The organism is Limosilactobacillus sp. C0001E2, from assembly GCF_056590915.1.
This window is the reverse complement of record NZ_JBWPXC010000004.1, coordinates 55,874-76,977: the sequence shown is the minus strand read 5'-3', so window position 1 is coordinate 76,977 and position 21,104 is coordinate 55,874. Positions and strand designations below refer to the sequence as shown.

The window sequence follows — 21,104 nt, the reverse complement described above, 5'->3', positions numbered from 1 at the left end:
TACTGAAGACGCGTTCGTAATTACTGGGGCGCTGAACTTAAAGTCGGATATGACATTAGAAGTAAATGGGACTTTAAAGGGAAGCGAAGATCCACGTCAATATACGGTAAATTATCATAATTCGCTTAACGAGCAAAATTTAGTAATGAGCCGATATGAAGGTATGGAATTACTATGCTTTAGGAGCCTGATAAATGTTGGTTGCTTAGACTCAGATGATCGAAAACGCGTTACTTGTCATAATGTCAAAATTACTGGTAATGGGTCAATTATCGGTGGTGGACAAGCATTAGGTGACCAAATGGAATTACCGTTTGCTGACAGTACAAAATATCCAGAATATTTGTCGGATGGAATTCCAGGGCGTCGGGTTAGAGGACGTTTAATTAGCGTTATTCAAACAAAAAGCTTTTCAATTTCGGGAGTCACTTTAAAGCAACCTTCAAGTTGGACAGTTCATATTTTGTACTCAAGGAATGTGACAATTCATAATATTCGGATTGATTCGCGTGGAGTTGATCCAGATTCTAGTCAAAATATCTACATTTTTGATGTCAATTTTCAAACATCAGATGATTGTATTGCAATTAAATCGGGTAAAAATCCGGAAGGAAACCTTATTAACATTCCAACTACCAACGTCAATATTTTTAATCTAGAAATGACGTGTGGGCACGGTTTTGCGATTGGTAGTGAGCAGTCTGGAGGAGTAAATCAAATCCATATTAGTGAATGTTTAATTGCTGATACTGACAATGGAATTGAACTGAAAGCTAGTAATGCCCGGGGTGGATATATAAGCAATGTCTATATTGACCACTGTCAGATCGATAGCTTATTTATGCATTCTGTGAATTATAACAGTGATGGAGAACGAGCCGACCAGTTACCTGTCTTTAAAAACATTTTTGTGAGAGATTGTGAAATTTTAGGTAACACTCATGATGTTGATAATTTAGGTAATTCACTAACTTCTAAAGGGAAATCTGTAGAGATTATTGGTTTTAAAGATCAACGGCGTATTAGTAAGATTCAAAATATTTATTTAAAAAATATAATTCTGAAAGCTCCTACAGATCTATTTTACCTGGAGATGTGTGATCGAGTTATTTTGGAAAATGTACAAGGCAAGAATAATGATTGCCAATTAAAAATAGGTGCTCATGTTCAACATTTAGAAATTAATAATGAAAGGATAAGTAATGATGAATAATAATTTTATTCCTTGCCGCTTAATGGTTAATAATTCTATTTCACCTTTAAATGTCGAAGGAATACCACAGTTTAGTTGGTGGTGTCGTAGTGATGCCAGTGAGCAGGTACAAACAGCTTATCAAATTCAGGTTAAGGATTCTGAAGAAGCACTAGTTTGGGATAGCGATAAAGTTCTGGACAGTGATCAACTTCATATTCCATACAATGGCAAAAAATTGGCAGAAGGGAATACCTATTTCTGGCGGGTTAAAGTTTGGAATAATGATGATTTAGCGTCTGCATGGTCTAACTGGAATCGGTTTGACACAGGAATTGGTAATAATAGTTGGAGCGGAGCTAAGTGGTTAGATCGACAACTTACACCAGATGAAATTGAAGGTGATCGTTGGACGATTGCCCGCAAAGAAGTTCAATTACAATCTACACCAATTGCGAGTGTCCATAGTTATGTTGCTGCCAATCATGATTATGTTCTCTATATTAATGGTCAACGAGCTGACCGAGGGTTATCTTATGCCTATCCTGGCGAAGGTTATTACCAAGCTACCGATATCACTAATTTGTGTAACCAAAAGTCACTAACTGTTGGTCTTTTAAACCACTGGTATGGAAATGGACAGGGTCGGCCGGCAGGAATCCCTGGATTTCTGGTAAAAATCGATGTGAAATATGCAGACGGCAGTCATCAAATGATTGTTACTGATGAAAGTTGGCGTGTAAAGCGTGGCCCTTATGAACCTGCCAGTTTACGAAATGGTGAAGGAGATCATATTGAACACTTTAATGCCATCATGGCTGAACAAGATGATGGGTGGAAGTCTTCAGGATTTGATGATCAAAATTGGGATCAGCCTACAGTAATTGGGACGCATCCAACCAAGCCGTTTACAAAGGTAACGGGTTTGATGACGCGGATGACAGAAGAAAAGATTTATCCACAACGTATTTTGCAAGCGGCAGATGGTACCCAAGTGGCAGATTTTGGTAAAGTTTATCCAATTCGACCACAGGTTCACTTTAAATACGGTCAAGCAGGGAAGGTAGTACACATTCTTTCTGGTTATGAATTGACAGCGGATGGACGAGTTGCTACTGACCATGTAACGGCGCAAGGAACAGATATGTCATATTACTACACTGAAAAAGATGGTGAACAAACTTTTAAGGCTTTTACCCATCTGGCGTGTCGGTATGTTGAAGTTCCTGATGATGAAGATTTTTCTTTAGGTGATATTTGCGGAATAGTTGTTCATCGTCGAATGCCTGAATATATGTATGCCAAGTTTACTAGTTCTAATCGAATGTTGAATGATGTATGGGATTTAATGCAACGGTCATTGCTGCTAGGAGTTCAACAACAATTTGTTGATACACCAACTCGTGAAAAAGGACAATTTCTAGTTGATGCGGCGAATGAATCATATGGGACGATGGCGGTACTTGGTGATCGAATGGGTACCAAGCAAGCTTTGAATGAATTTCTGGAATCACAAGATCGGTATTGGAATTCCGGTAGTGATCAAGGCCGTTACAATTCGGTTTATCCAAATGGTGATGGTAAACGTGATATTCCAGACTATACGGAGCTATTCCCTGATTGGGTTTGGCGATACTATGAAGTTTCTGGTGACCTTGATTTCATGAAACGTGCTTATCCATATTTATTACGGACAGCAGATTATATTATTCGCAATATAGCAACTGATGGTCCTCAAAAGGGCTTAGTGAGTCGTCTTGACGGTGGAAGTGGTCCTTAGCTAAACGGAATTATTGATTGGCCAGCTCATAGTCGATTTGGCTATGATATGGCAACTACCGCGCGGACAACTGTTAATATTCTGGGAGTTAGTGTTCTCCGGAGCGTTGTTGAGGTTGGATCGGTGATTAAAGCGGATAAGAAGCAACTTGAAAAATTAACTTCAATTTATCAGAACTTAATTGATCAAATTAATAGTAAACTTCGTTTGGATAACGGCTTATACACTGATGGAATGTTTGATGATGGAAGGTTATCTGACCATATCAGTCAGCTTGCTAATTCATATGCGGTCGCTTTCGATGTCGCACCAGTTACTTCGAGGAAGTTAATTGCGGATTGGATTGGTCAGCAGGGAATGAAACAAGGACCAATGACAGTTCACTGGCTTTTGAAAGCGCTTACTGATAATGGCAACAACGTTGCGGCATTAAAATTGCTGACTAACCCTAATGACTTTGGTTGGGCCCAGCAGGTTAAATTAGGAAGAACTTTTACACCAGAAGCTTGGAAACTTTCGGGTGATGCAAATAGTCAGTCTCATGCGTGGTCAGCGCAAGCAATTGTTGCAGTTATTAATGGAATTTTAGGGATGAAATTTGATGGAATTGCTAATAAACATGTTTTAGTTAAGCTACCAGACCTGCCATTGAATTATGTTAGTGGAACGATTTATGGCAATTATGGTCCCGTTAGTCTTTCATGGAAAAAGAATGACCAAGGACAAGTTCATGACCTCTACTTAAAGATTCCATTTAATACGGAAGCGACAGTTGTTTTACCACATGATTTCCATTTAACGAAGGCTGCTGGTGATGGTCGAAACTTAAGTGAAGATCCTAAGGGTAACTTTAATAATTACCAAGTTGGTTCAGGCGACTGGCACTTTGAAATAGTTAAAGATTAATACGATAAGGAGTAGTTAAGATGAACAAGACAACAAACGAAGGCTCAGCTGGGCACGTCAAATTATGGAACAAAATTGGCTTTGGGATGTTTGAAGTAGCTTCAATTAATAATTGGTTCGTTAATGTCTGGCTATTATTTTATTTAACAACATTCGTTGGTCTATCTGTTGGTGCGGCTACCACAATGTTTGCAGCTGGGAAAATTATTTCAGCTTTTTGTACACCAATTTTCGGTTATATTTCTGATCACCTTTACCAAACGCGTTTTGGCCGTAAGTTTGGTCGGCGTAAAGGAATGCTTTTATTAGGCCTTCCTTTGGAAGCGATTGCATATATTTGGCTGTGGGTCCCGAATGAACCACATTTTATTTACTATGTTTCATACTTTGTTTTTATTGTTTTGCAACCACTAATGGGTTCGACACGGCTAACCTTTATGTCAGAAATGACAGAAAATTCTGTTCAACGGGCGGCATTAGCTGGTGCTAATCAGTATGGATCTGCTGTGGGAACCATTTTAGGATCGTCATTGGCTACGTATATGTTTGCTAAAATGGGCCAACACAACGAAATGACGTTCCTGTGGGTTTCAATTGTATTTAATGTTCTTTACATTATTGGGATGTTTATTTTTTATAAGAGCGTCTATGAACGTAAGTATGACGAATCAACCGACGTTAAAACTGCAGCTGGTGTAAATGGAACGAAAGTTAGAAGTTTTAAGACAACGATGACTGAAATGAAAGAAATTGTATGGAACTTCCTATCGGTCTTTCGTCTTAAATCATTTAACCTTTACATGGCAATGTACATTACAGAAAGTATGTTCCGAGCACTTTGGGGTGATATTAATACTTACTTTATCGTCTTTGTTTTGCTTCTTCAACCAAATACCGTTAATGTTTCGACATTGGTAGGCTTTGCGTTTGGTTTATTCTGTACGATCTTCTTCCTCTGGTATACAGCTAAAACTGATGGTCCGAAGTCATATCGGTTTGGTGCTTTATGGACAATCGGCAATACTTTAGCAATCTTAGCCATTGCAATTTGGCGTCCTGCGCATTTAGTGATCTGGTTTATTACTTTACAAACAATTCTTAACTTTGGTAAAGCTGGGGTTACTAACGCTTGTCAATTCGTGTTCACATTTATGCCGGATGTCGATGAAATTGTTACTGGGAAGCGACGTGAAGGTCAATATTCTGGTGTGCAAGTCTTCATTGATACATTATTTGGTAGTATTATTCTGATTCTCGTTGGTTGGATTTTAGACGCTACTGGGTTCCAGGAAAAGGCAATGACTCAACCGGAAGGAACTCGGCTCGCTATTTTGATCATGTACACTGCTGTACCAATTATCTTAGCTATCTTAGGAATTATTTCCTCATACTTTTTGAAGTTGGATGTTCCTAACCACAAGATTTTATTGAAAGAAGTTAAGCGATTACGTAACGGTGGATCAATGGAGGATGTTGATCCAAAGACAAAGGCAGTGGTAGAAAAATTAACTGGCTTTAAGTATGAAGAATGTTGGGGTCACAATAACGTGATGAATAGTAGTTTGGATAAAAAAGCCTCGGTGAATACAAGTGGAGAAAAGTAGCATGACATATGCGGAAAATATAATTGATAATCGATCCAAGTATCAATTTAAAGGAAAATGGATCACACCATCTTTCCAGGTTAATAGTGGTGATTGGCTCTGCTTTAGGCGCCAATTTACAGTGAACCAGCAACCATCAAAAGCGGTCTTGAAAATGACTGTTGAATCGAAATACTGGTTATGGATAAATGGCGAATTAGTAGTTTTTGAAGGTCAGGTAAAAAATGGCCCAGCACCTCAAATGGCTTATTACGATCAAATTGATATTACTAAGTATTTAATCAATGGAATCAATCAGATTGCCATACTAACGGTTTACTTCGGGAAAAATGGCTATGGGTTCTTTGATGGTGGATTACCCGGCTTGATTGCTGATTTAACTATTGACTGTAAAGTTAGTTTAGTTAGTGATGAGAAGTGGTCAGTTATTAAGAATCCTGCCTATCATCCGGCTGAAAAACAGCAGGATCGTTCTTATCGCTTAGCAGAACCGGATATTAATTACTATGCAACGGATAGTTTAGGCAATTGGTCCGCAATCGATTTTGATGATCATGAATGGTCATCTGCAGCGACTGCATAGTCGCATTTTAAAGGGTATGTGAAACGGCCAATTCCATTTTTGAAGGTTGAATCAATCAAGCGATTTAATCACTGGGATGTTAAGGATGATCCAGATCACCCAGGAATAAAAATTTACAGCATCAAAAATCGAACTAACTTACAAGGTACTCCTTATTTAAAGGTGATCTCGGATGCTAATCAGAAAATTGAGATTTATACAGATACATGGAAAGAAGCAGCCGGCCATGGTGACTCAGTGCGCCATGTTTATCACACTCGTCAAGGTCTACAAGAATTTGAAGCGCTTGGTTGGATAAACGGTTATCAAATTAACTTTCTGATTCCCCAAAATGTGCAAGTACTATCCCTTGGCTTTCGGCCATCTGGGTATCAAATCCAGAAAATGGGGAGTTATGACAGTGATAGTCCATTTATGAATAAGCTATATCAGAAGGCGTTAGATACACTGTACGTAACGGTAAGAGATTCATTTATGGATTGTCCCGATCGAGAACGAGCACAATGGATTGGTGATGCTGTTATTGAAATGGAAATGGGTGCGTACTCACTAGATCAAAATATCTATGCACTGTTCAACAAAGCTATCAATCAAGCTTTGAATTTCCAACACATTTCGGGAGCAATTCCCACCACGGCGCCAAATGGCATTGATTCACCAAATTTAGATGAACATGGTAATTTATTACAATCCATTATTGATAGTGGACAAGGCGGTGGTAATTTCGAACTGCCAATGCAATCATTGGCGTTTGTAGCTAATCTTTGGCCGTACTATATGTATTCTGGCGATCAACAACCATTTCAAAAGGGATTAGAAAAACTAATTAACTACCTGAATCTTTGGTCTGTTGACGATAATGGGCTAGTAAGCCATCGGGCTGGAACCTGGGATTGGATGGATTGGGGGAGCAATGCTGATCAAGCTGTGATTGAAGAATGCTGGTATTATGCTGCCTTGAATTCAGTAATCCAAATTGCTCAAACAATTCAGCCAACTTGTGAACAATTACCTGCCTTGCAGGAACGAGCTAAACAGATTTCGGAACATTTTGAAGAGAATTTCTGGAATCAAGAAAAGAATGCTTATTATCATCAAACTGATAATAAAAATCCAGATGATCGAGCGAATGCGCTTGTTGTATATAGTGGATTAATGCAAAGCAATCATCGGCAAGCTCTGATACAGGTCTTAAAAAAAGTTTTTAACGCTAGTCCCTATATGGAAAAGATTGTTTTAGAAGCACTTTATCGGTTGAACGCTCCCAGTGTTGCATTGTGGAGAATTTATCAGCGGTACGGTGAAATGGCGTCTGATGAATTTCCAACTTTATGGGAATTTTGGAGTAAGAAGATGGGAACCCGCAACCATGCATGGAGTGGCGGACCACTAATTATGATGATGAAATACCAATTGGGTATTCTACCACTTGCGCCTGGATTCAAAAAATTACTGATTCATCCGCATCTAACGCCCTTTAATCATCTAGAAGGGACGATTCAACCGCAAATGGGGCCAATTACAGTTCGATTTAACCGTTACCCAACCCAAAGTGTTTTAACGATTGAATATCCCCAAACAGTTAACGAAGTTAGAGTTGACCTTCCTAAGACACTATTGAAAGATAAGATCTTGATTGATGGACAACTGGTTTATCAAAATGGTAAGCCCCAAAACAAAAATTTGATTAAAGAGAATACAGAAGATTATTTACAGTTCGAACTTGGTCATGACAGCTGTAAACATACAATTATTTTAAGTTAAGGTGAGAAGTAATGGAAAATAAAATAAATGAACATGATATTTATTGGGATGATCAGCGCTATTATCAAATTGAAAAAACAGTGAGAAATACGGTTCCCAACTTTGATGCAGCTAAAATTTTTAAAATTACTGATAGTAAGTATGCGCCTTTAATTGAACAACGAGATGAAGTTTATGCCGAAGGAAATGAAGCAGGGGATCCTAGTAAAACTGATTCGCCACTAGTTTATAAAAAACGCAAAGTATGGTACTACGGAGAAGCAATTGCGGCGGCAGTTGCCGATGCTAAAGAAAATGGTGGTACTGTCTTGATCCCAGCTGGTGAATCTAAAAATAGCGATGGTGCTTACTATACGGGAGCGATTCGCTTATATAGCTTAGTTAATTTGCATATTGCTAAAGGGGCTACCCTACGCTTCATGCGTAATCGAACAAATGAATATTATCCGGTTGTACAAACTAGCTACGAAGGCTCAGATATTTTTAACTACTCACCATTAATTTTTGCCTTAAAACAACATGACCTTGCAATTACAGGTGAAGGAACTTTAGATGGTGGAGAAGATATGTGGAACTGGCGACCTTGGAAAAAAGGGTACTGGGGTGAACGCCATGTTGAAAATCATGCCTTGGATAACCGTGAATATGCAGAGAATGGCATTTTGAGTCATGATAATTTAACGAATGTACCATTAAACGAACGGAGTTTCACTGATGATGGTCATCGACCAACGACTGTTTATGGTTTAAAAGACGGGCAGGCAGTCAACATTCCGGTTAAAAAAACTGATAAGGTGATGATGAGTTCATTCCGTCCACACTTTATTGAACCCAGTTACTGTGAAAATGTTTTAATTCAAGGAGTGAAGCTGGTTAATGCACCATTTTGGCAAGTTCATCCAGCGAACTCCAATAATATCTTAATAGATGGGATTACCATTCATAGTAATAAGACCAAGGGTTATGAACCATATGGTTGGAATAATGATGATTGAATTGATCCAGATGCATGTAATAATGTCATTATTCAAAACGTTAATGTTACTGTTTATGATGATGGCATTGATCTAAAAGCATTTCGTGGGAATGATGGGATGCTACATCATAATCCTTGTCAGAATGTGATTATTCGTAATAGCGAATTTCATAATGAGCGAGGAAACTCAGCAGCCATTTCTGCCGGTAGTGAAATGTCTGGTGGAGTTAAGAATATCTTTATTGAAAATGTCAAATTTGGTGGCCCTGGGCTAGTCCACGCATTGAAGTTAAAGACGAATGCTTATCGGGGTGGCTATATTAAAAATATTTACTTTAGAAATTCTGAAATGGATCAGGTTACATGGGGATTAATTCAATTTGATAGCGATTATAATCAAACTCTTTCGGTACCCGAATTAGATGTTCATGATCCAGTCATTAAAAATATTTTCATTAAGAATGTGAAGACAAATCCTAACATTAAGCATTGCAGCCCATGCAAGAGTATTATCGATTTTCAAAGTGCAGCTTCACGCTCACCAGTAAGTAATATTTATTTGAAAGATTGTACTTTCTATACTCGGCACTCTGTTGAGTCAGCTTTCAGAAAGAATAAATTTATTGCCAATTTAAACTTAGACAATGTTGTTCTAGTAAACCCAAAGACAGGGATTAGTACCACCTATAATATTCATCCAATTAAATTGGCAGAATCACCAGTCGCAATGCTGCATAATCAAACGGCGATTGCACTATTGGATAGCTCTTCTGATACTGAACACCCATTGGTTAATGAATTACCAGCTGGCCGCTTTAAAGTTTTAGGAAAACTTAACTTAACTAACGATCCGCATTTTGTAACCGATGGTGGAGAAATTAAAATTTATGTGGATCGAAGTAAGCGTCCTTATCAGGTAAATATAAATGCGGATGGTTCCTTTGAAACGAAGCATGAATTAAAAATTCCAGCAGAAAAGTACTGGTACCGTGGTCACCACTACTTGGCTATTAATATCATTCATAATGATAATATTAATACAATTGTCTATTTATTTAAGCAGGGAATGGATACTAACAATGAATAATCGGTTTAATATTGGTAATGAACGAATAGTTCTAAAACTTCTCCATTTTGTTAGTATTGCGGCAACGGTTGTTTCTGTACTGATGTACGTGTCCTATATTCCTCAAATTTATGATAACTTGCACGGTCAACCAGGGAATCCCATTCAGCCATTAGTGGCAGCGATCAATTGTATTTTTTGGGTGATCCATGGTCTATTTGGACTAGATGGACACTCTCGTGATTTAGCGATTGTTTATGCTAATGTCCCAGGAATTGCATTCGGACTTTTAGCATTTTTGACCGCACTTTAAACTAACTTAGCAGATTAAGCATCATCATTTTTGCTTAATCTGCTTTTTTAGTTAATTAGATGTTGATTCGGAGCAAGATTGGAAAAGCATTATTAGTTCATTTTTTGAAATGTCACTTTTTGCAATAAACCACGCAGAAAATGTAAAGAAATCGCTTTCATTTAAAGCTATAATGCAGTGTGTAGATAGCTATCGGTATATAAAACTGAACAACAATACAAGTATAATCTTCCAAACTATCGCCGAGTTACTTATTGGTAATACGGAGTTTAAGAATAGTTGAGGATATTAGTATAGAAGGGTAGTTTTAAAGAATGAATAGTACGACAAAAGGTAGCCCGACTGGGCATGTGAAATTATGGAATAAGATTGGTTTTGGAATGTATGAAGCAGCATCCATTAATAACTGGTTTGTAAATATTTGGTTACTGTTCTATTTGACGACTTTTGTAGGTTTATCTGTCGGAGCAGCAACAACAATGTTTGCAACTGGCAAAGTTGTATCAGCATTTTGTACACCAATTTTTGGCTATATTTCTGATCACCTTTACCAAACGCGTTTTGGTCGTAAATTTGGTCGACGGAAGGGAATGCTATTACTAGGACTTCCCTTAGAGGCGTTTGCATATATTTGGCTGTGGGTTCCGCAAGAACCACATTTCGTTTACTATCTGGCTTACTTTATTTTTATTATTTTGCAACCATTGATGGGATCCACGCGGTTAACATTTATGTCGGAAATGACAGAAAATTCTGTTCAACGGGCGGAACTAGCTGGTGCTAATCAATATGGATCAGCAATTGGGACGATTTTTGGTTCTTCACTAGCCACTTACATGTTTGCCAAGATGGGTCAACACAACGAAATGACGTTCCTATGGGTTTCGATTGTGTTTAATATTCTGTACATTATCGGTATGTTTATTTTTTACAAGAGTGTTTATGAACGTAAATATGATGAGTCAACTGATGTTAAGACGGCAGCAGGACTAAAGGGCACACAAGTTAAGAGCTTTAAAGCAACATTGACCGAAATGAAAGAAATTATCTGGAATTTCTTATCTGTTTTTCGACTCAAATCATTTAATTTATACATGATTATGTACATTACAGAAAGTATGTTTCGGGCGCTTTGGGGTGATATTCGGACATATTTTATTGTCTTTGTATTATTACTTGAACCAAATGCCGTTAATGTTTCAACGTTAATTGGTTTTGCCTTTGGTCTTTTCTGTACGACCTTTTTCCTCTGGTATACAGCAAAAACGGATGGCCCGAAGTCATACCGGTTTGGTGCATTGTGGACAATTGGTAATTCTTTAGCAATTATGGCGATCGCTATTTTCCGTCCTGCTCATTTACTAATTTGGTACATTGTATTACAAACAACGGTTAACTTTGGTGGAGCTGGTGTTACGAATGCTTGCCAATTCCTCTTTACATTCATGCCAGATGTCGATGAAATTGTTACTGGAAAGCGTCGTGAAGGTCAATATTCCGGTGTTCAAGTGTTCATCGATACGTTATTTGGGAGCATTATTTTAATTTTAGTTGGCTGGATTTTGGACGCCACTGGTTTCCAGGCCAAAGCCATGACGCAACCATCAGACACCCGTATGGCCATTTTAATTATGTATACCGTGGTACCAATTGTTTTAGCTATTTTGGGAATTATTTCATCATACTTCTTAAAGCTAAACGTTCCTACTCATAAGATTTTATTGAAAGAAGTCAAACGGCTACGTAATGGTGGTTCAATGGATGATGTTGATCCAAAGACTAAGACAATTGTTGAGACGCTGACTGGATTTAAATACCGCGAATGTTGGGGCCACAACAACGTGATGAATAGTAGTCTTCAAAAAGGAACTTTGAGTGCAGAACAAAAGAAGTAAATTTGTAAGAAGAACAATTATTGGATTGAAGGAGAAAAAGATGAATCAATTAAATGGCAAGCTTTTGTATGCGTTTGGCACAAGCATTGTGAATGGTCATTTAGCGAATAAGAGTTTTGTGGAGGATATTTGTAAAAGCAATCAAATGCAATATAAAAAGTTTTGCGTAAATGGGGCAACATCAAGGACTACTGATCCGAATAACATTATTGTACAAATTGAAAATGCTCCTCAAAAGGTGCCAGATTTGATTCAATTGCCAATGATGCATATGCCAAGGTTACTGATGATCCGGATGTATTTGGAAAAGTTACATATGGTTATCATGATAACTTTGATTTGGAAACTTATTGTGGTGCCTTAGAAAAAATTTGTTATCTTTTGGAAACGAAGTATCAAGGTGCCAAGATTCTGTATATTGCTACCCATAAAACGCCGGCTCGTGACCTCCGTGTGCAAAAAATTATGCATGATGTTTCGGTTAAAATAGTTCATAAATGGTCTATCAAAGTGGCCGATATTTTTAAAGGTGAAAATATGAATTGTTTTATTCCTCAATATCAGCACGATTATTCCTATGATGATGTTGATGCAAATGGTGGGAACCATTCAGTTGGCGGTTCGGGAACACATCCGAATGATGCTGGTTACCGTCTATTTTATGATCCCATTATTACTCAACAGTTAATGTCATTAGCTAGTGACTAAAATATTTATATAATACTAATCCCCCGAATCGTACTTTAACGATTCGGGGGATTAAACTTATTTAGTTATTAGCAATTGTAACGGTTTGTTGTGGCTGTAACTCAATCCTCCCTGAGTCGGTAATTACGGTCCCACCAGAGCGATCAGTTCGTAGATCAATTTTGCCATCATGAACATGATAGTAAACGGAACCGTTTTTAACTGGCAAAGAGCATTGTAATTCGTTAAACATCGATAGGTGAGGATGAATTGTAAATGTTGCATATCCAGGGGCAGTGGGCTGAAGACCCATGAAGTACCGTCCTAGTAGATAAACTGGACTTCCACCCCAGGCATGACAAAGACTTTTACCAAAGGGATCACCATACATGGCGTAATGTTCTTTTCCAGAAACGGTGGGATCATATTCTTCCCAAATTGTTGTTGCACCTAGTTTAATCATCGCACCCCAGTAATCTTGGATCGTTTGGTACACCTGGGATAATTGACCTAACTTACACAATGCATCTTGTTCAAAAAACTTGAAATAAGGGGTCGTCAATTGGGTGATTTGATCATTCAAAAGCACGTTTTTCAAAATCGATTGTTGTTTTTCTTCATCAACAATGTCGAATAGGACCGCCAAAATATTAGCATGGCGAGTAACGTGGCGCTTTCCAGATTCATAGCTATCAATGAAGGCTCCTTTTTCATCATCCCAGAAATATTTCAGGGTATTTGCTTTTAATGATTTAAATAATTTTTGATACTTTGTAGCCGTTTGACCCAGGACTTTTTTCGCGGTCATGATGGATTTTAATGACTGAAGAAGAAACATTTGCTCAGCAGCGACCGTACCATCTTTGTCCATTTCTGACCAATCCACGAAAATCCAGTCACCATCACGACCGTAGATAAATCCTAGGTCGTTGGTTTGCGCTAATAGATAGTCCATCATTTGTTCCATGCGGGGCATAATTATTTGTAAAAATTCTTTATCTGCTGTCATTTGATAATGGTTATAAATGCTGATGACCCAGAGCATGGAGTAATCAACGATGGTATTAATATGCTGGTGAATTTCATCGTGGCCACGCAGGGCGAGAATGGTTCGTTTGTCAACATCTTCATTGAAGTATGAATATTGATTAATGAAATTATCTTGATAAGCATCGCCGCCCCAAATCCACCGATCACGTTTAATACCATCAATATAGAATAAATCGCTGCACAATTTGAATGTCCGAATTGAAGCATCCCAAATTTTATTCACCAATTCATTGTCGGAAGAAAAGGATGAATGGTTTGTCATTGGTAGAAAGATACAATCAGCAGTTACGTCGATTGATGGCTCTGTAAAGTCGGGTATGAACAGGTACCGAAAGGCGCGTTTAGGAATCTTGGTATGTTCAGTGATACCAGATTGCTGATAGTAGCACATCTTGATGTCTAACGCTTCAGTTTGGGACTCTTCGTAACAAACCGTAATGGCTTTTTTTAAGTTATTAAATTTAAGTGAAGCATTGATTTCTTTGCCAAAATCGACCAACAATCCACCATTTTGTGAGTGGGAATTTACTGGCGCAATTTCTTTATGTGCATAAGGGATATGGGATGGGTTATCAGTTTGCTTGGTAAACAAATCACTATAACCGACAGGACGTTGAATCACGTAGTTATCTGCTAGCCAACTAGGGTCAGAGTGAATTAATTTACCTTCGATCCAGACAGTTGGTAGTTCATCGGCACTAAAGATATATATAACAATGTTTTGATGACCAGGCTTTAAAGTGATTGGTTCATTTACCCGATATTTAGTGTCATTGATTGTGATGTAACCCTGCTGATGGGTATGCACAGTGAAGGTCGTTGGGGTATGAAGATCATAGGAATGTTCAAATTTAACGTTTTTATAGCAATCATCAATGTACCAATAAGCTGGCCACCGCATTCCGCGTTCTTCCCTGGTGAAATTTTGAAGCATCCCTTCATGAATTTCAAAATCTCCGGGGAACCAAATCCAATAGTTTTTCATGATAATTTCTCCTTTTGATAAGCAGTAATGTTATTCCAGGCCACGAGTATGCAGCATTCTAACAATTAAGATTGCAAATGCCCCAGAAATTAAGGCACAGGCGAAGATAATCCACAGGAAGTTCTGAACTGACCAGGCCATTAGGGTTGGCGTGAATAACGAGAAAATGGCGGTAAAGAACCGAACGAAGCCGTATGAGAACCCAGTGATGGAAGCACGGACATCGACGGGGTAGAAGGTTTGCGTCCAAATCTTATAAATGGGTTCCCCACAAAGGGTGTTAGTTGCTGAATAAAGGACATAGGCAACTGAGAATGCCCACCAGATGGAACTCCAAATCCCAGCACAGAGGAATGCTAAGGACCCAATAATAATGGCCCCGTACATTACGGGATAACGGTATTTAGTATCAGAAACTTTTACGTAGATCGAGTTAGAAGCTAGGTTAAAGAGGTTAGCAATCAAAGCGATTAAGGTAGCATACGCCTGTGTTCGGTGAGAAACGGTCACAAGGAAGTAGTTAACAAAGGATCCCCATGTGTTAGCAGGTAAGTTCCAGAAGAGATAAAACAGGGTTAGAGCAACGAGGACGCTTAAATATTGCTTGGTTTTTAGAATATCGCTTAACTTAACCTTTTGTTGTTCTTGCTGATCCTCGGTATTGTCAGCTTCTGCCTTTTGGAGGGATGCTTCAACATTCTTAAATTTATTAGAGAATGCTCGAACACACCAGTTAGTAAAGGCAACCAAAGCAATGACCCCGAAAATCCACCGAACAGAGCCGACGGTCATTCCTGAAGTTAGAAAGCCAATAAATTGGGATAGGAGGATCCCGACTGTCCAGAAAATCTGCGTAATTGTGATGCACCGACCGTACATTTTATCGGAAGTTCGTTCTGAAATGACGGCTAAAGAGGTTGGCAGGTCAGCACCAGATGCTAAACCAGCAATAATCGTCCCAATTAGTAAAATCGTTAAATTTGGGGCAAATGCGATTACTAATGCCCCAATAGCAACAAAAAGAATATCTAAGTTAAAGACCCGGACCCGGCCAAAACGGTCAGAGAGCCAACCACCAGTTACAGAGCCTAATGCCACCATTAATGTTAAAAGGGTCGAAATAAAACCGGTAATCAGCGGTGTGAGGTGCATTAGTTTGGTCCAAATTGGGAGGGCTACCCCAAGACTAACTAGCAAACTAGAGTCAAGATATGATGCAGTCCCAGCAACGACGACTAGTGAAAATGTCTTTTTATCCATTTTTGGTTTATTTGCAGTATCCATAATGAGCTCCTTAATTAACTAAATACTTTTTAATCAAATAAGCGGGAGTACATCCCCAAGCGTGACAATAACTAGAAACGATCGGACTGCCATATGGTGAATAATCAGGATCTTCAGGTTCAAAGGCTTCCCAATAAGTATCAGCACCTAATTTGATCATTTTGCCCCAGTAGTTTTTTAATAATTCAGTACCATCATCCTTTAATCCAGCGCAGAAGAAAGCTTCTGTGATGTGATGATACATATAGGGAGTAGCAATCCCGGTAATTGGGAATAGCTTTTGCTTAGCAGTCTTCATGACAGTGGCGGCTTGGGATCCAGTAACTACTTGGGCCAGGACCATCCAGACTTGGCTGGCGATGTTAACCTCTTTATGAGGCCCAGAAACGAAGAGTTTTTGTTGAGGATCAAATAGGTCATGCATTGCGGAGTCAGATAATTGCTTGATGACTGCACTGATTTTCATGACATCTGCAGTTTCATTTAAACGTTGTGCTAGACTAACAAACTGTTTAAACGTATAAATGAGAATGGCTTGACCTGCCGTTGTTTTGTCAAAGTCATTAGACCAATCAACAAATACGGGGTAGTTATCGTCAAATTGATAATGACCATCTTTGATCGACTGGATAGCGACGAGAATTTGCTTTTTAGCAACGGGATAGAGATCTTGTAGTATTGATATATCGTTGGTTGCGGCCACATAATCATTGAGTGTTGAAGTGAAGAAGAGCCCATAATCAAGTAAAAATGTATCGTCCGGTTGCGGCTCGCCATTAGTAAAGACGTTGGCAGGAATTCGACCATCTTTGGCCGTCATTCCCGCAAATAAGTACAAGCAGCGTTTTACCAGATCATCATTGTGAAAGGTAGCGTAATTAGCTAATGCTTGAAGCCGCAGGTCACCTAGCCATAGCCTTTGATCGCGTTTCGGGCCATCTTCAAAGACGGCTTGCATACAATCTTGGAGGGTCTTAACACTAACGTTATAGATTGACTGTAATTCTGGATCTGCTAACTTCGGCAACTGAGGTGTCGTGACGGAACTAACCGCCGTTACTTCAGCATTATCAAAGGATGCGGACCACTTTGGCGAAGTATCAATGACTTTCAGGTCAACGTAGCGAAACGCATAACGCCGGGGTAATTTAAGTTCTACTGGCAAATGGTCAATGTGAATGACTTCTTCTTGGATCCATGATTTACTTAGCCAGCCGTCATAGTTCGCAGAATCGTAAACTAATTCAGCAGGAACCTCAGCGAATTTAAGCTTGAGGGTTAATGGCGCGTCTTGTGGGGAACCAACGTGTTGAATGTTAATTTTGAAATAGCCCACATAATGATTGCCAAAGTCGAGCGTGACATGATCATCCCGTTTCATTAAATGCTTTGGTAGGTTTTCGACGGCATCAATTTTTTTAATTCCAATTGAATTTAGTTTGTGATCATCCTTAACGGTTTCAACCAGAGCTACCGGATCGACCTTGGTACGCTTAATTGTGGGTGTTAACTGTTGGGCCTTTTTTAGGAAGGCTTGGTTATGGTTAAACTCAACATCATTATTAATTTGAAATGTAAAAGCCATTGATAACTAATCTTCTTTCTTATTGTTTTGAATAATGCCATACTTTTTCTCCAACGCGATTACGCAAAGTCCCGCGATAAAACCAATGATGATTAGGGCAGTAAACCCAAACATGGTGTAACGGATGACATTTGGCATTACGAGGGCCGGGGTCACAAAGGCAAATAAACCACAGGCAAAACGAGAGAACCCATTCATAAATCCTTGAATCGAAGCCCGAGTTTCAACAGGAAATGATTCTTGTGTCCAAACCTTATAGATTGCTTCGCCGGCAATATTGTTACCGATGTTGTAGCAACCGATGGCAATAACAATTGGCCACAATGCATGACTGGAAATTGCTAGTCCAAACATGGCGGCTGCTTGGATAATCATTCCAATTACAAAGAATGTATTTCGTTTAGGACTTGATGCAACGGATGAGAAAGCTGTGACAGCTGCTAAACCGACAAAGTTCAGAACAATTCCGGCACCAGTCGCAAATGTTTGTGAAGCGTGTGCTTGGACAAGGGTAAAGGTCTGGAATTGACCAAAGGTGTTTGCTAATAGGTTCCAGAAAATATAGAAGATGAAGATTCCGCAAAATAAACCAAGGTAGCGATGTTTATTATTGTTTGCAAAGAGTGTCTTCAAAGCTGAAGAACTACTCATTTTTGTATCGGATGTTGATTCCTCGTCAGTACGGAGCTGATCACCAGCGGTGTGAAATTCTTTGAACTTTTTGGAACTAGTTCTCCATAGCCAAGTAATTGCGGCAATAACAGTTAAAATACCAAATACTACCCGTGCTCCACTAGCACCCGCCATTTTAGAAACGATGAATGAACAAATGTATGAAATAAAAATCCCAATTTGCCAATAAATTTGGGTAGATGAAACGAGACTTGATGATACCTTTTCGTTTGGGGCATCATGCGAGATGACAGTCAAACTAAGGGGTAAATCAATTCCAGAAGCTAATCCGGTAATAATGACCCCTAGTAATAGGACTAAGTAATTAGGGGTGAAAACACAAATTAATGTTCCCAGGGCGTAGAAGAAATTGGTCCAGTTAAAAGAACGAATTAAACCAAATGATTTACTAACAGCACCAGATAAAAATCCCCCGATGGCAATTGCAAAAGTTAAGGCAGCAGAGATAATTCCCACCTGACTGTTCGACAGGGCTAACCCTTTTTGCCAAACGGTAATGGTTGCTGACAAGCCAACAATAATCCCGGAACCCAGGATTGAACCGATTCCGGCGGCCGCAGCGAGCGGTCGATATTCTGATACAAGTTGTTTATTATCCAATATAATTGCCTCTCAATCTAAAATACTTAAAAGATAATTCCAGTATTTACTTTATGATTTATTGTTAGCGCTTACAATATCAAAAACTGAGTGGTTTAGTTGCAAGATCACAGGATCACAAATTATAATTACTGATATAACAGTGATTTGAATGTTTAACAATTAAAAAGTTGGAATTGGTATGGAAAAATTACGATTATTACTTCTTCAGGAAGATCAAATTGAAATTCAGCAGCGAATCAATCGGGGTAAAAACGTTAATTATATGGGGCTTGGCTATGGTCCGGGGATTATTCCAAAGATACCGCGGAGTGATTTTTTAAGAATTCGTGGGTCAGTGTTACGAAACAGCATCGCTATTCCTATATGCCAGCGCATACGCACAGTTTTATAGAATTTAATTATCAGTTTTCCGGACGATCAATTCAGCAGTTAAATGGTCGTGAATATACGCTGAGACCTGGTGAATTACTGGTAATGGATCGTTCCCTGATCCAACGGTATGGTTACATGGGGACCAATGATTTGCTAGTAAATGTATTATTGGATATTGATAATTTACCTACTGGATTTATTAGCGACATTAAACCAGCCAATGGTGGTTTAATTCGTTTTATGTATAATGCATTAACTCAACGAGCCAATCATGATAATTATTTAATTTATGATTTAAGTAAAACTCCAGAAGGAATTACGATTTGGGAAGAGTTAATGTATTACGTTTTAGCTGATGTTCGACCGTATGAAACGAGTCAGTTATTAATGAAGGCAGCGTTAAGCTGTTTGCCCGAGCCGCAAGTCATGCATATGAATGTCTTGAATACGCCCGACAGGACCATTAATGATGTTATGGAGTACATTAATCAGCACTTTGGTGATGTTTCCCTAGATGAAGTAAGTCAGAAATTTAATTACAATAAAAATTACCTGGGAAATAAGCTTAAACAAAGTACCGGAATGTCATTTGGTGAATTGTTAGATCGGAAACGGCTATTGACGGCCGAAAGCTTATTGTTAGATACGAACTGGACAACTGACAAAATTGCCGAGCATTTAGGGTATCAAAATACATCATCCCTATTTCGCCTATTCAAAAATCGATTAGGAATAACACCGACTACTTTTCGGAAAAATCACCATGGAGAGTTGAATTAGTGTAATTAAAATCCCCCGAATCGTTAAAGTACGCTTCGGGGGATTGGTAGTTATTTATGTAAATGTTTTTTGAGATTATTTTGAATACGGCGGGGAATTGATATACCGAGCTTTTGCTTAACCGCTGGCTCGCGATAGGTATCCATCATGGATGAGAAGAGTTCAGCGCTGGTTGGCGGGGTGTAGGTAATCGCATTTGCTCCAGCTTTGATAGTTTCCTGAATGCTTTCTTCGGTCTTGCCACCACTGGCGATAATTGGCAGGTCAGGATGGGTTTGCCGAATTTTCGCAACAATGGCTGCAGTATTTTTGCCACCGGCAACGTTAATCATCACCGCACCGTTACGAATTCGTGCGTCAATGTCCGTATCGGGACTAACGACGGTAATCACCGTTGGAATATCAATGTTTTGGGTGACAGTCCGCAAGTTGAGATTGGTAATGGGTGCATTTAAAACGACTGCTAAGGCGCCTTGACTTTCAACATCCTTTGCCAGTGAAACGGTACGGACACCCTTGGTGGTACCGCCACCACAACCACAGAAAACAGGTACATCAGCAGCCTCGATGATGGCTCTACTAATAGCTTGTTGCGGCGTAAATGGGTAAACGGCAAAAACAGCGTCAGCATCACAATTTTTAATGATGGCCAGGTCAGTTGAAAAGATGAGACTCCGAATAACCCGTCCGTAGATTGAAATACCTGTTGCTTCTTTAACGGCAGCGGGCATGCGTAAAATTTGGTGGCGCAGTTTGGAACCCACTTGGGGCGTTGTTAATTTTTCTTCAGTCATTAGTAATCAACTCCTTAGTATAGAAACTAAAAGCCAACGTATCTACCAAAATAGAAACGTTGACCTTACTCCCAATGGACCATGCGAGATTCGAACTCGCGACCTCCTGCATGCGAAGCAGACATTCTCCCAACTGAACTAATGGCCCGATTCAGTGTCTATTCTAGCAGATAATAATCATTATGAAAAAAA

The 21,104-nt window shown here is 39.0% G+C and carries 17 protein-coding genes, 1 tRNA gene and 2 pseudogenes; 14 read left to right on the top strand and 6 right to left on the bottom strand.

The window, feature by feature from the left end; all coding sequences use genetic code 11:
• Positions 1–49: 49 nt before the first annotated feature.
• The 12 genes and pseudogenes from AC1EKL_RS05555 to AC1EKL_RS05500 all read left to right on the top strand — a co-directional run bounded on the left by AC1EKL_RS05555 (position 50) and on the right by AC1EKL_RS05500 (position 12,787).
• Positions 50–1,213, top strand: a complete 1,164-nt coding sequence (locus AC1EKL_RS05555; RefSeq protein WP_480188812.1) for a glycoside hydrolase family 28 protein — start codon at positions 50–52, stop codon at positions 1,211–1,213.
• A pseudogene (locus tag AC1EKL_RS05550) lies at positions 1,203–3,518 on the top strand (family 78 glycoside hydrolase catalytic domain); the annotation flags it as partial. The gene AC1EKL_RS05555 and the pseudogene AC1EKL_RS05550, both read left to right, overlap by 11 nt.
• A 45-nt stretch (positions 3,519–3,563) precedes the next feature.
• Positions 3,564–3,878, top strand: a complete 315-nt coding sequence (locus AC1EKL_RS05545) for an alpha-L-rhamnosidase C-terminal domain-containing protein (protein WP_480188923.1) — start codon at positions 3,564–3,566, stop codon at positions 3,876–3,878.
• 20 nt (positions 3,879–3,898) lie between these two features.
• Positions 3,899–5,482, top strand: a complete 1,584-nt coding sequence (locus AC1EKL_RS05540; protein WP_480188811.1) for an MFS transporter — start codon at positions 3,899–3,901, stop codon at positions 5,480–5,482.
• 1 nt (position 5,483) lies between these two features.
• Positions 5,484–6,065, top strand: coding sequence for a hypothetical protein (locus AC1EKL_RS05535; protein ID WP_480188810.1), 582 nt, complete (start codon positions 5,484–5,486; stop codon positions 6,063–6,065).
• Between the two features lie 18 nt (positions 6,066–6,083).
• Complete coding sequence (locus AC1EKL_RS05530; RefSeq protein ID WP_480188809.1) at positions 6,084–7,829, top strand: alpha-L-rhamnosidase-related protein; 1,746 nt, start codon at positions 6,084–6,086, stop codon at positions 7,827–7,829.
• Positions 7,830–7,840: 11 nt separating this feature from the next.
• The gene (locus tag AC1EKL_RS05525) at positions 7,841–8,824 is read left to right on the top strand and encodes a glycoside hydrolase family protein (RefSeq protein ID WP_480188808.1); all 984 of its coding nucleotides are present in this window, start codon (positions 7,841–7,843) and stop codon (positions 8,822–8,824) included.
• Positions 8,825–9,892: a glycosyl hydrolase family 28 protein gene (locus tag AC1EKL_RS05520; protein ID WP_480188922.1), complete on the top strand. Its 1,068-nt coding sequence runs from the start codon at positions 8,825–8,827 to the stop codon at positions 9,890–9,892.
• The gene (locus tag AC1EKL_RS05515; protein WP_480188807.1) at positions 9,885–10,184 is read left to right on the top strand and encodes a hypothetical protein; all 300 of its coding nucleotides are present in this window, start codon (positions 9,885–9,887) and stop codon (positions 10,182–10,184) included. Before AC1EKL_RS05520 ends, AC1EKL_RS05515 begins: the two co-directional genes overlap by 8 nt.
• Before the next feature lie 314 nt (positions 10,185–10,498).
• Positions 10,499–12,079, top strand: coding sequence for an MFS transporter (locus tag AC1EKL_RS05510; RefSeq protein WP_480188806.1), 1,581 nt, complete (start codon positions 10,499–10,501; stop codon positions 12,077–12,079).
• A gap of 40 nt (positions 12,080–12,119) precedes the next feature.
• Positions 12,120–12,443, top strand: a complete 324-nt coding sequence (locus tag AC1EKL_RS05505; RefSeq protein WP_480188805.1) for a hypothetical protein — start codon at positions 12,120–12,122, stop codon at positions 12,441–12,443.
• Positions 12,419–12,787, top strand: coding sequence for a hypothetical protein (locus AC1EKL_RS05500; RefSeq protein WP_480188804.1), 369 nt, complete (start codon positions 12,419–12,421; stop codon positions 12,785–12,787). The genes AC1EKL_RS05505 and AC1EKL_RS05500 overlap by 25 nt, the downstream gene beginning before the upstream one ends.
• 61 nt (positions 12,788–12,848) lie before the next feature.
• Here the strand turns inward: AC1EKL_RS05500 and AC1EKL_RS05495 are convergent, their stop codons facing one another.
• From AC1EKL_RS05495 to AC1EKL_RS05480, 4 genes are read right to left on the bottom strand one after another with little or no spacing between them, the layout of a single operon-like run.
• Positions 12,849–14,801, bottom strand: coding sequence for an alpha-L-rhamnosidase-related protein (locus AC1EKL_RS05495; protein ID WP_480188803.1), 1,953 nt, complete (start codon positions 14,799–14,801; stop codon positions 12,849–12,851).
• Positions 14,802–14,831: 30 nt separating this feature from the next.
• Positions 14,832–16,085: an MFS transporter gene (locus AC1EKL_RS05490; RefSeq protein ID WP_480190237.1), complete on the bottom strand. Its 1,254-nt coding sequence runs from the start codon at positions 16,083–16,085 to the stop codon at positions 14,832–14,834.
• A gap of 10 nt (positions 16,086–16,095) precedes the next feature.
• Positions 16,096–17,670 (bottom strand): alpha-L-rhamnosidase-related protein, encoded by a 1,575-nt coding sequence (locus AC1EKL_RS05485; RefSeq protein WP_480188801.1) that lies wholly within the window; start codon positions 17,668–17,670, stop codon positions 16,096–16,098.
• Positions 17,671–17,676: 6 nt separating this feature from the next.
• Positions 17,677–18,963, bottom strand: coding sequence for an MFS transporter (locus AC1EKL_RS05480; protein ID WP_480188800.1), 1,287 nt, complete (start codon positions 18,961–18,963; stop codon positions 17,677–17,679).
• Between the two features lie 363 nt (positions 18,964–19,326).
• Between AC1EKL_RS05480 and AC1EKL_RS05475 the strand changes: the two are divergent.
• Positions 19,327–19,461: pseudogene (locus tag AC1EKL_RS05475) on the top strand (AraC family ligand binding domain-containing protein); the annotation flags it as partial.
• Positions 19,441–20,118, top strand: a complete 678-nt coding sequence (locus AC1EKL_RS05470; RefSeq protein WP_480190245.1) for a helix-turn-helix domain-containing protein — start codon at positions 19,441–19,443, stop codon at positions 20,116–20,118. The pseudogene AC1EKL_RS05475 and the gene AC1EKL_RS05470, both read left to right, overlap by 21 nt.
• 50 nt (positions 20,119–20,168) lie before the next feature.
• On the opposite strand, the gene AC1EKL_RS05465 is transcribed toward AC1EKL_RS05470, so the two are convergent.
• Together AC1EKL_RS05465 and AC1EKL_RS05460 are read right to left on the bottom strand one after the other, a co-directional pair.
• Positions 20,169–20,912 (bottom strand): hydrolase, encoded by a 744-nt coding sequence (locus AC1EKL_RS05465; RefSeq protein WP_480188798.1) that lies wholly within the window; start codon positions 20,910–20,912, stop codon positions 20,169–20,171.
• Between the two features lie 75 nt (positions 20,913–20,987).
• Positions 20,988–21,060 (bottom strand) — tRNA-Ala (locus tag AC1EKL_RS05460).
• Between the last annotated feature and the right edge of the window lie 44 nt (positions 21,061–21,104).

Excerpts from the sequence above, each read along its gene's own strand:
- AC1EKL_RS05510 (WP_480188806.1), top strand. The coding sequence starts at position 10,499 with ATGAATAGTACGACAAAAGGTAGCCCGACTGGGCATGTGAAATTATGG.
- AC1EKL_RS05555 (WP_480188812.1), top strand. The coding sequence starts at position 50 with ATGACATTAGAAGTAAATGGGACTTTAAAGGGAAGCGAAGATCCACGT.
- AC1EKL_RS05465 (WP_480188798.1), bottom strand. The coding sequence starts at position 20,912 with ATGACTGAAGAAAAATTAACAACGCCCCAAGTGGGTTCCAAACTGCGC.
- AC1EKL_RS05535 (WP_480188810.1), top strand. The coding sequence starts at position 5,484 with ATGACATATGCGGAAAATATAATTGATAATCGATCCAAGTATCAATTT.
- AC1EKL_RS05515 (WP_480188807.1), top strand. The coding sequence starts at position 9,885 with ATGAATAATCGGTTTAATATTGGTAATGAACGAATAGTTCTAAAACTT.
- AC1EKL_RS05470 (WP_480190245.1), top strand. The coding sequence starts at position 19,441 with ATGGATCGTTCCCTGATCCAACGGTATGGTTACATGGGGACCAATGAT.
- AC1EKL_RS05505 (WP_480188805.1), top strand. The coding sequence starts at position 12,120 with ATGAATCAATTAAATGGCAAGCTTTTGTATGCGTTTGGCACAAGCATT.
- AC1EKL_RS05485 (WP_480188801.1), bottom strand. The coding sequence starts at position 17,670 with ATGGCTTTTACATTTCAAATTAATAATGATGTTGAGTTTAACCATAAC.
- AC1EKL_RS05525 (WP_480188808.1), top strand. The coding sequence starts at position 7,841 with ATGGAAAATAAAATAAATGAACATGATATTTATTGGGATGATCAGCGC.
- AC1EKL_RS05545 (WP_480188923.1), top strand. The coding sequence starts at position 3,564 with ATGAAATTTGATGGAATTGCTAATAAACATGTTTTAGTTAAGCTACCA.
- AC1EKL_RS05490 (WP_480190237.1), bottom strand. The coding sequence starts at position 16,085 with ATGGATACTGCAAATAAACCAAAAATGGATAAAAAGACATTTTCACTA.
- AC1EKL_RS05495 (WP_480188803.1), bottom strand. The coding sequence starts at position 14,801 with ATGAAAAACTATTGGATTTGGTTCCCCGGAGATTTTGAAATTCATGAA.
- AC1EKL_RS05540 (WP_480188811.1), top strand. The coding sequence starts at position 3,899 with ATGAACAAGACAACAAACGAAGGCTCAGCTGGGCACGTCAAATTATGG.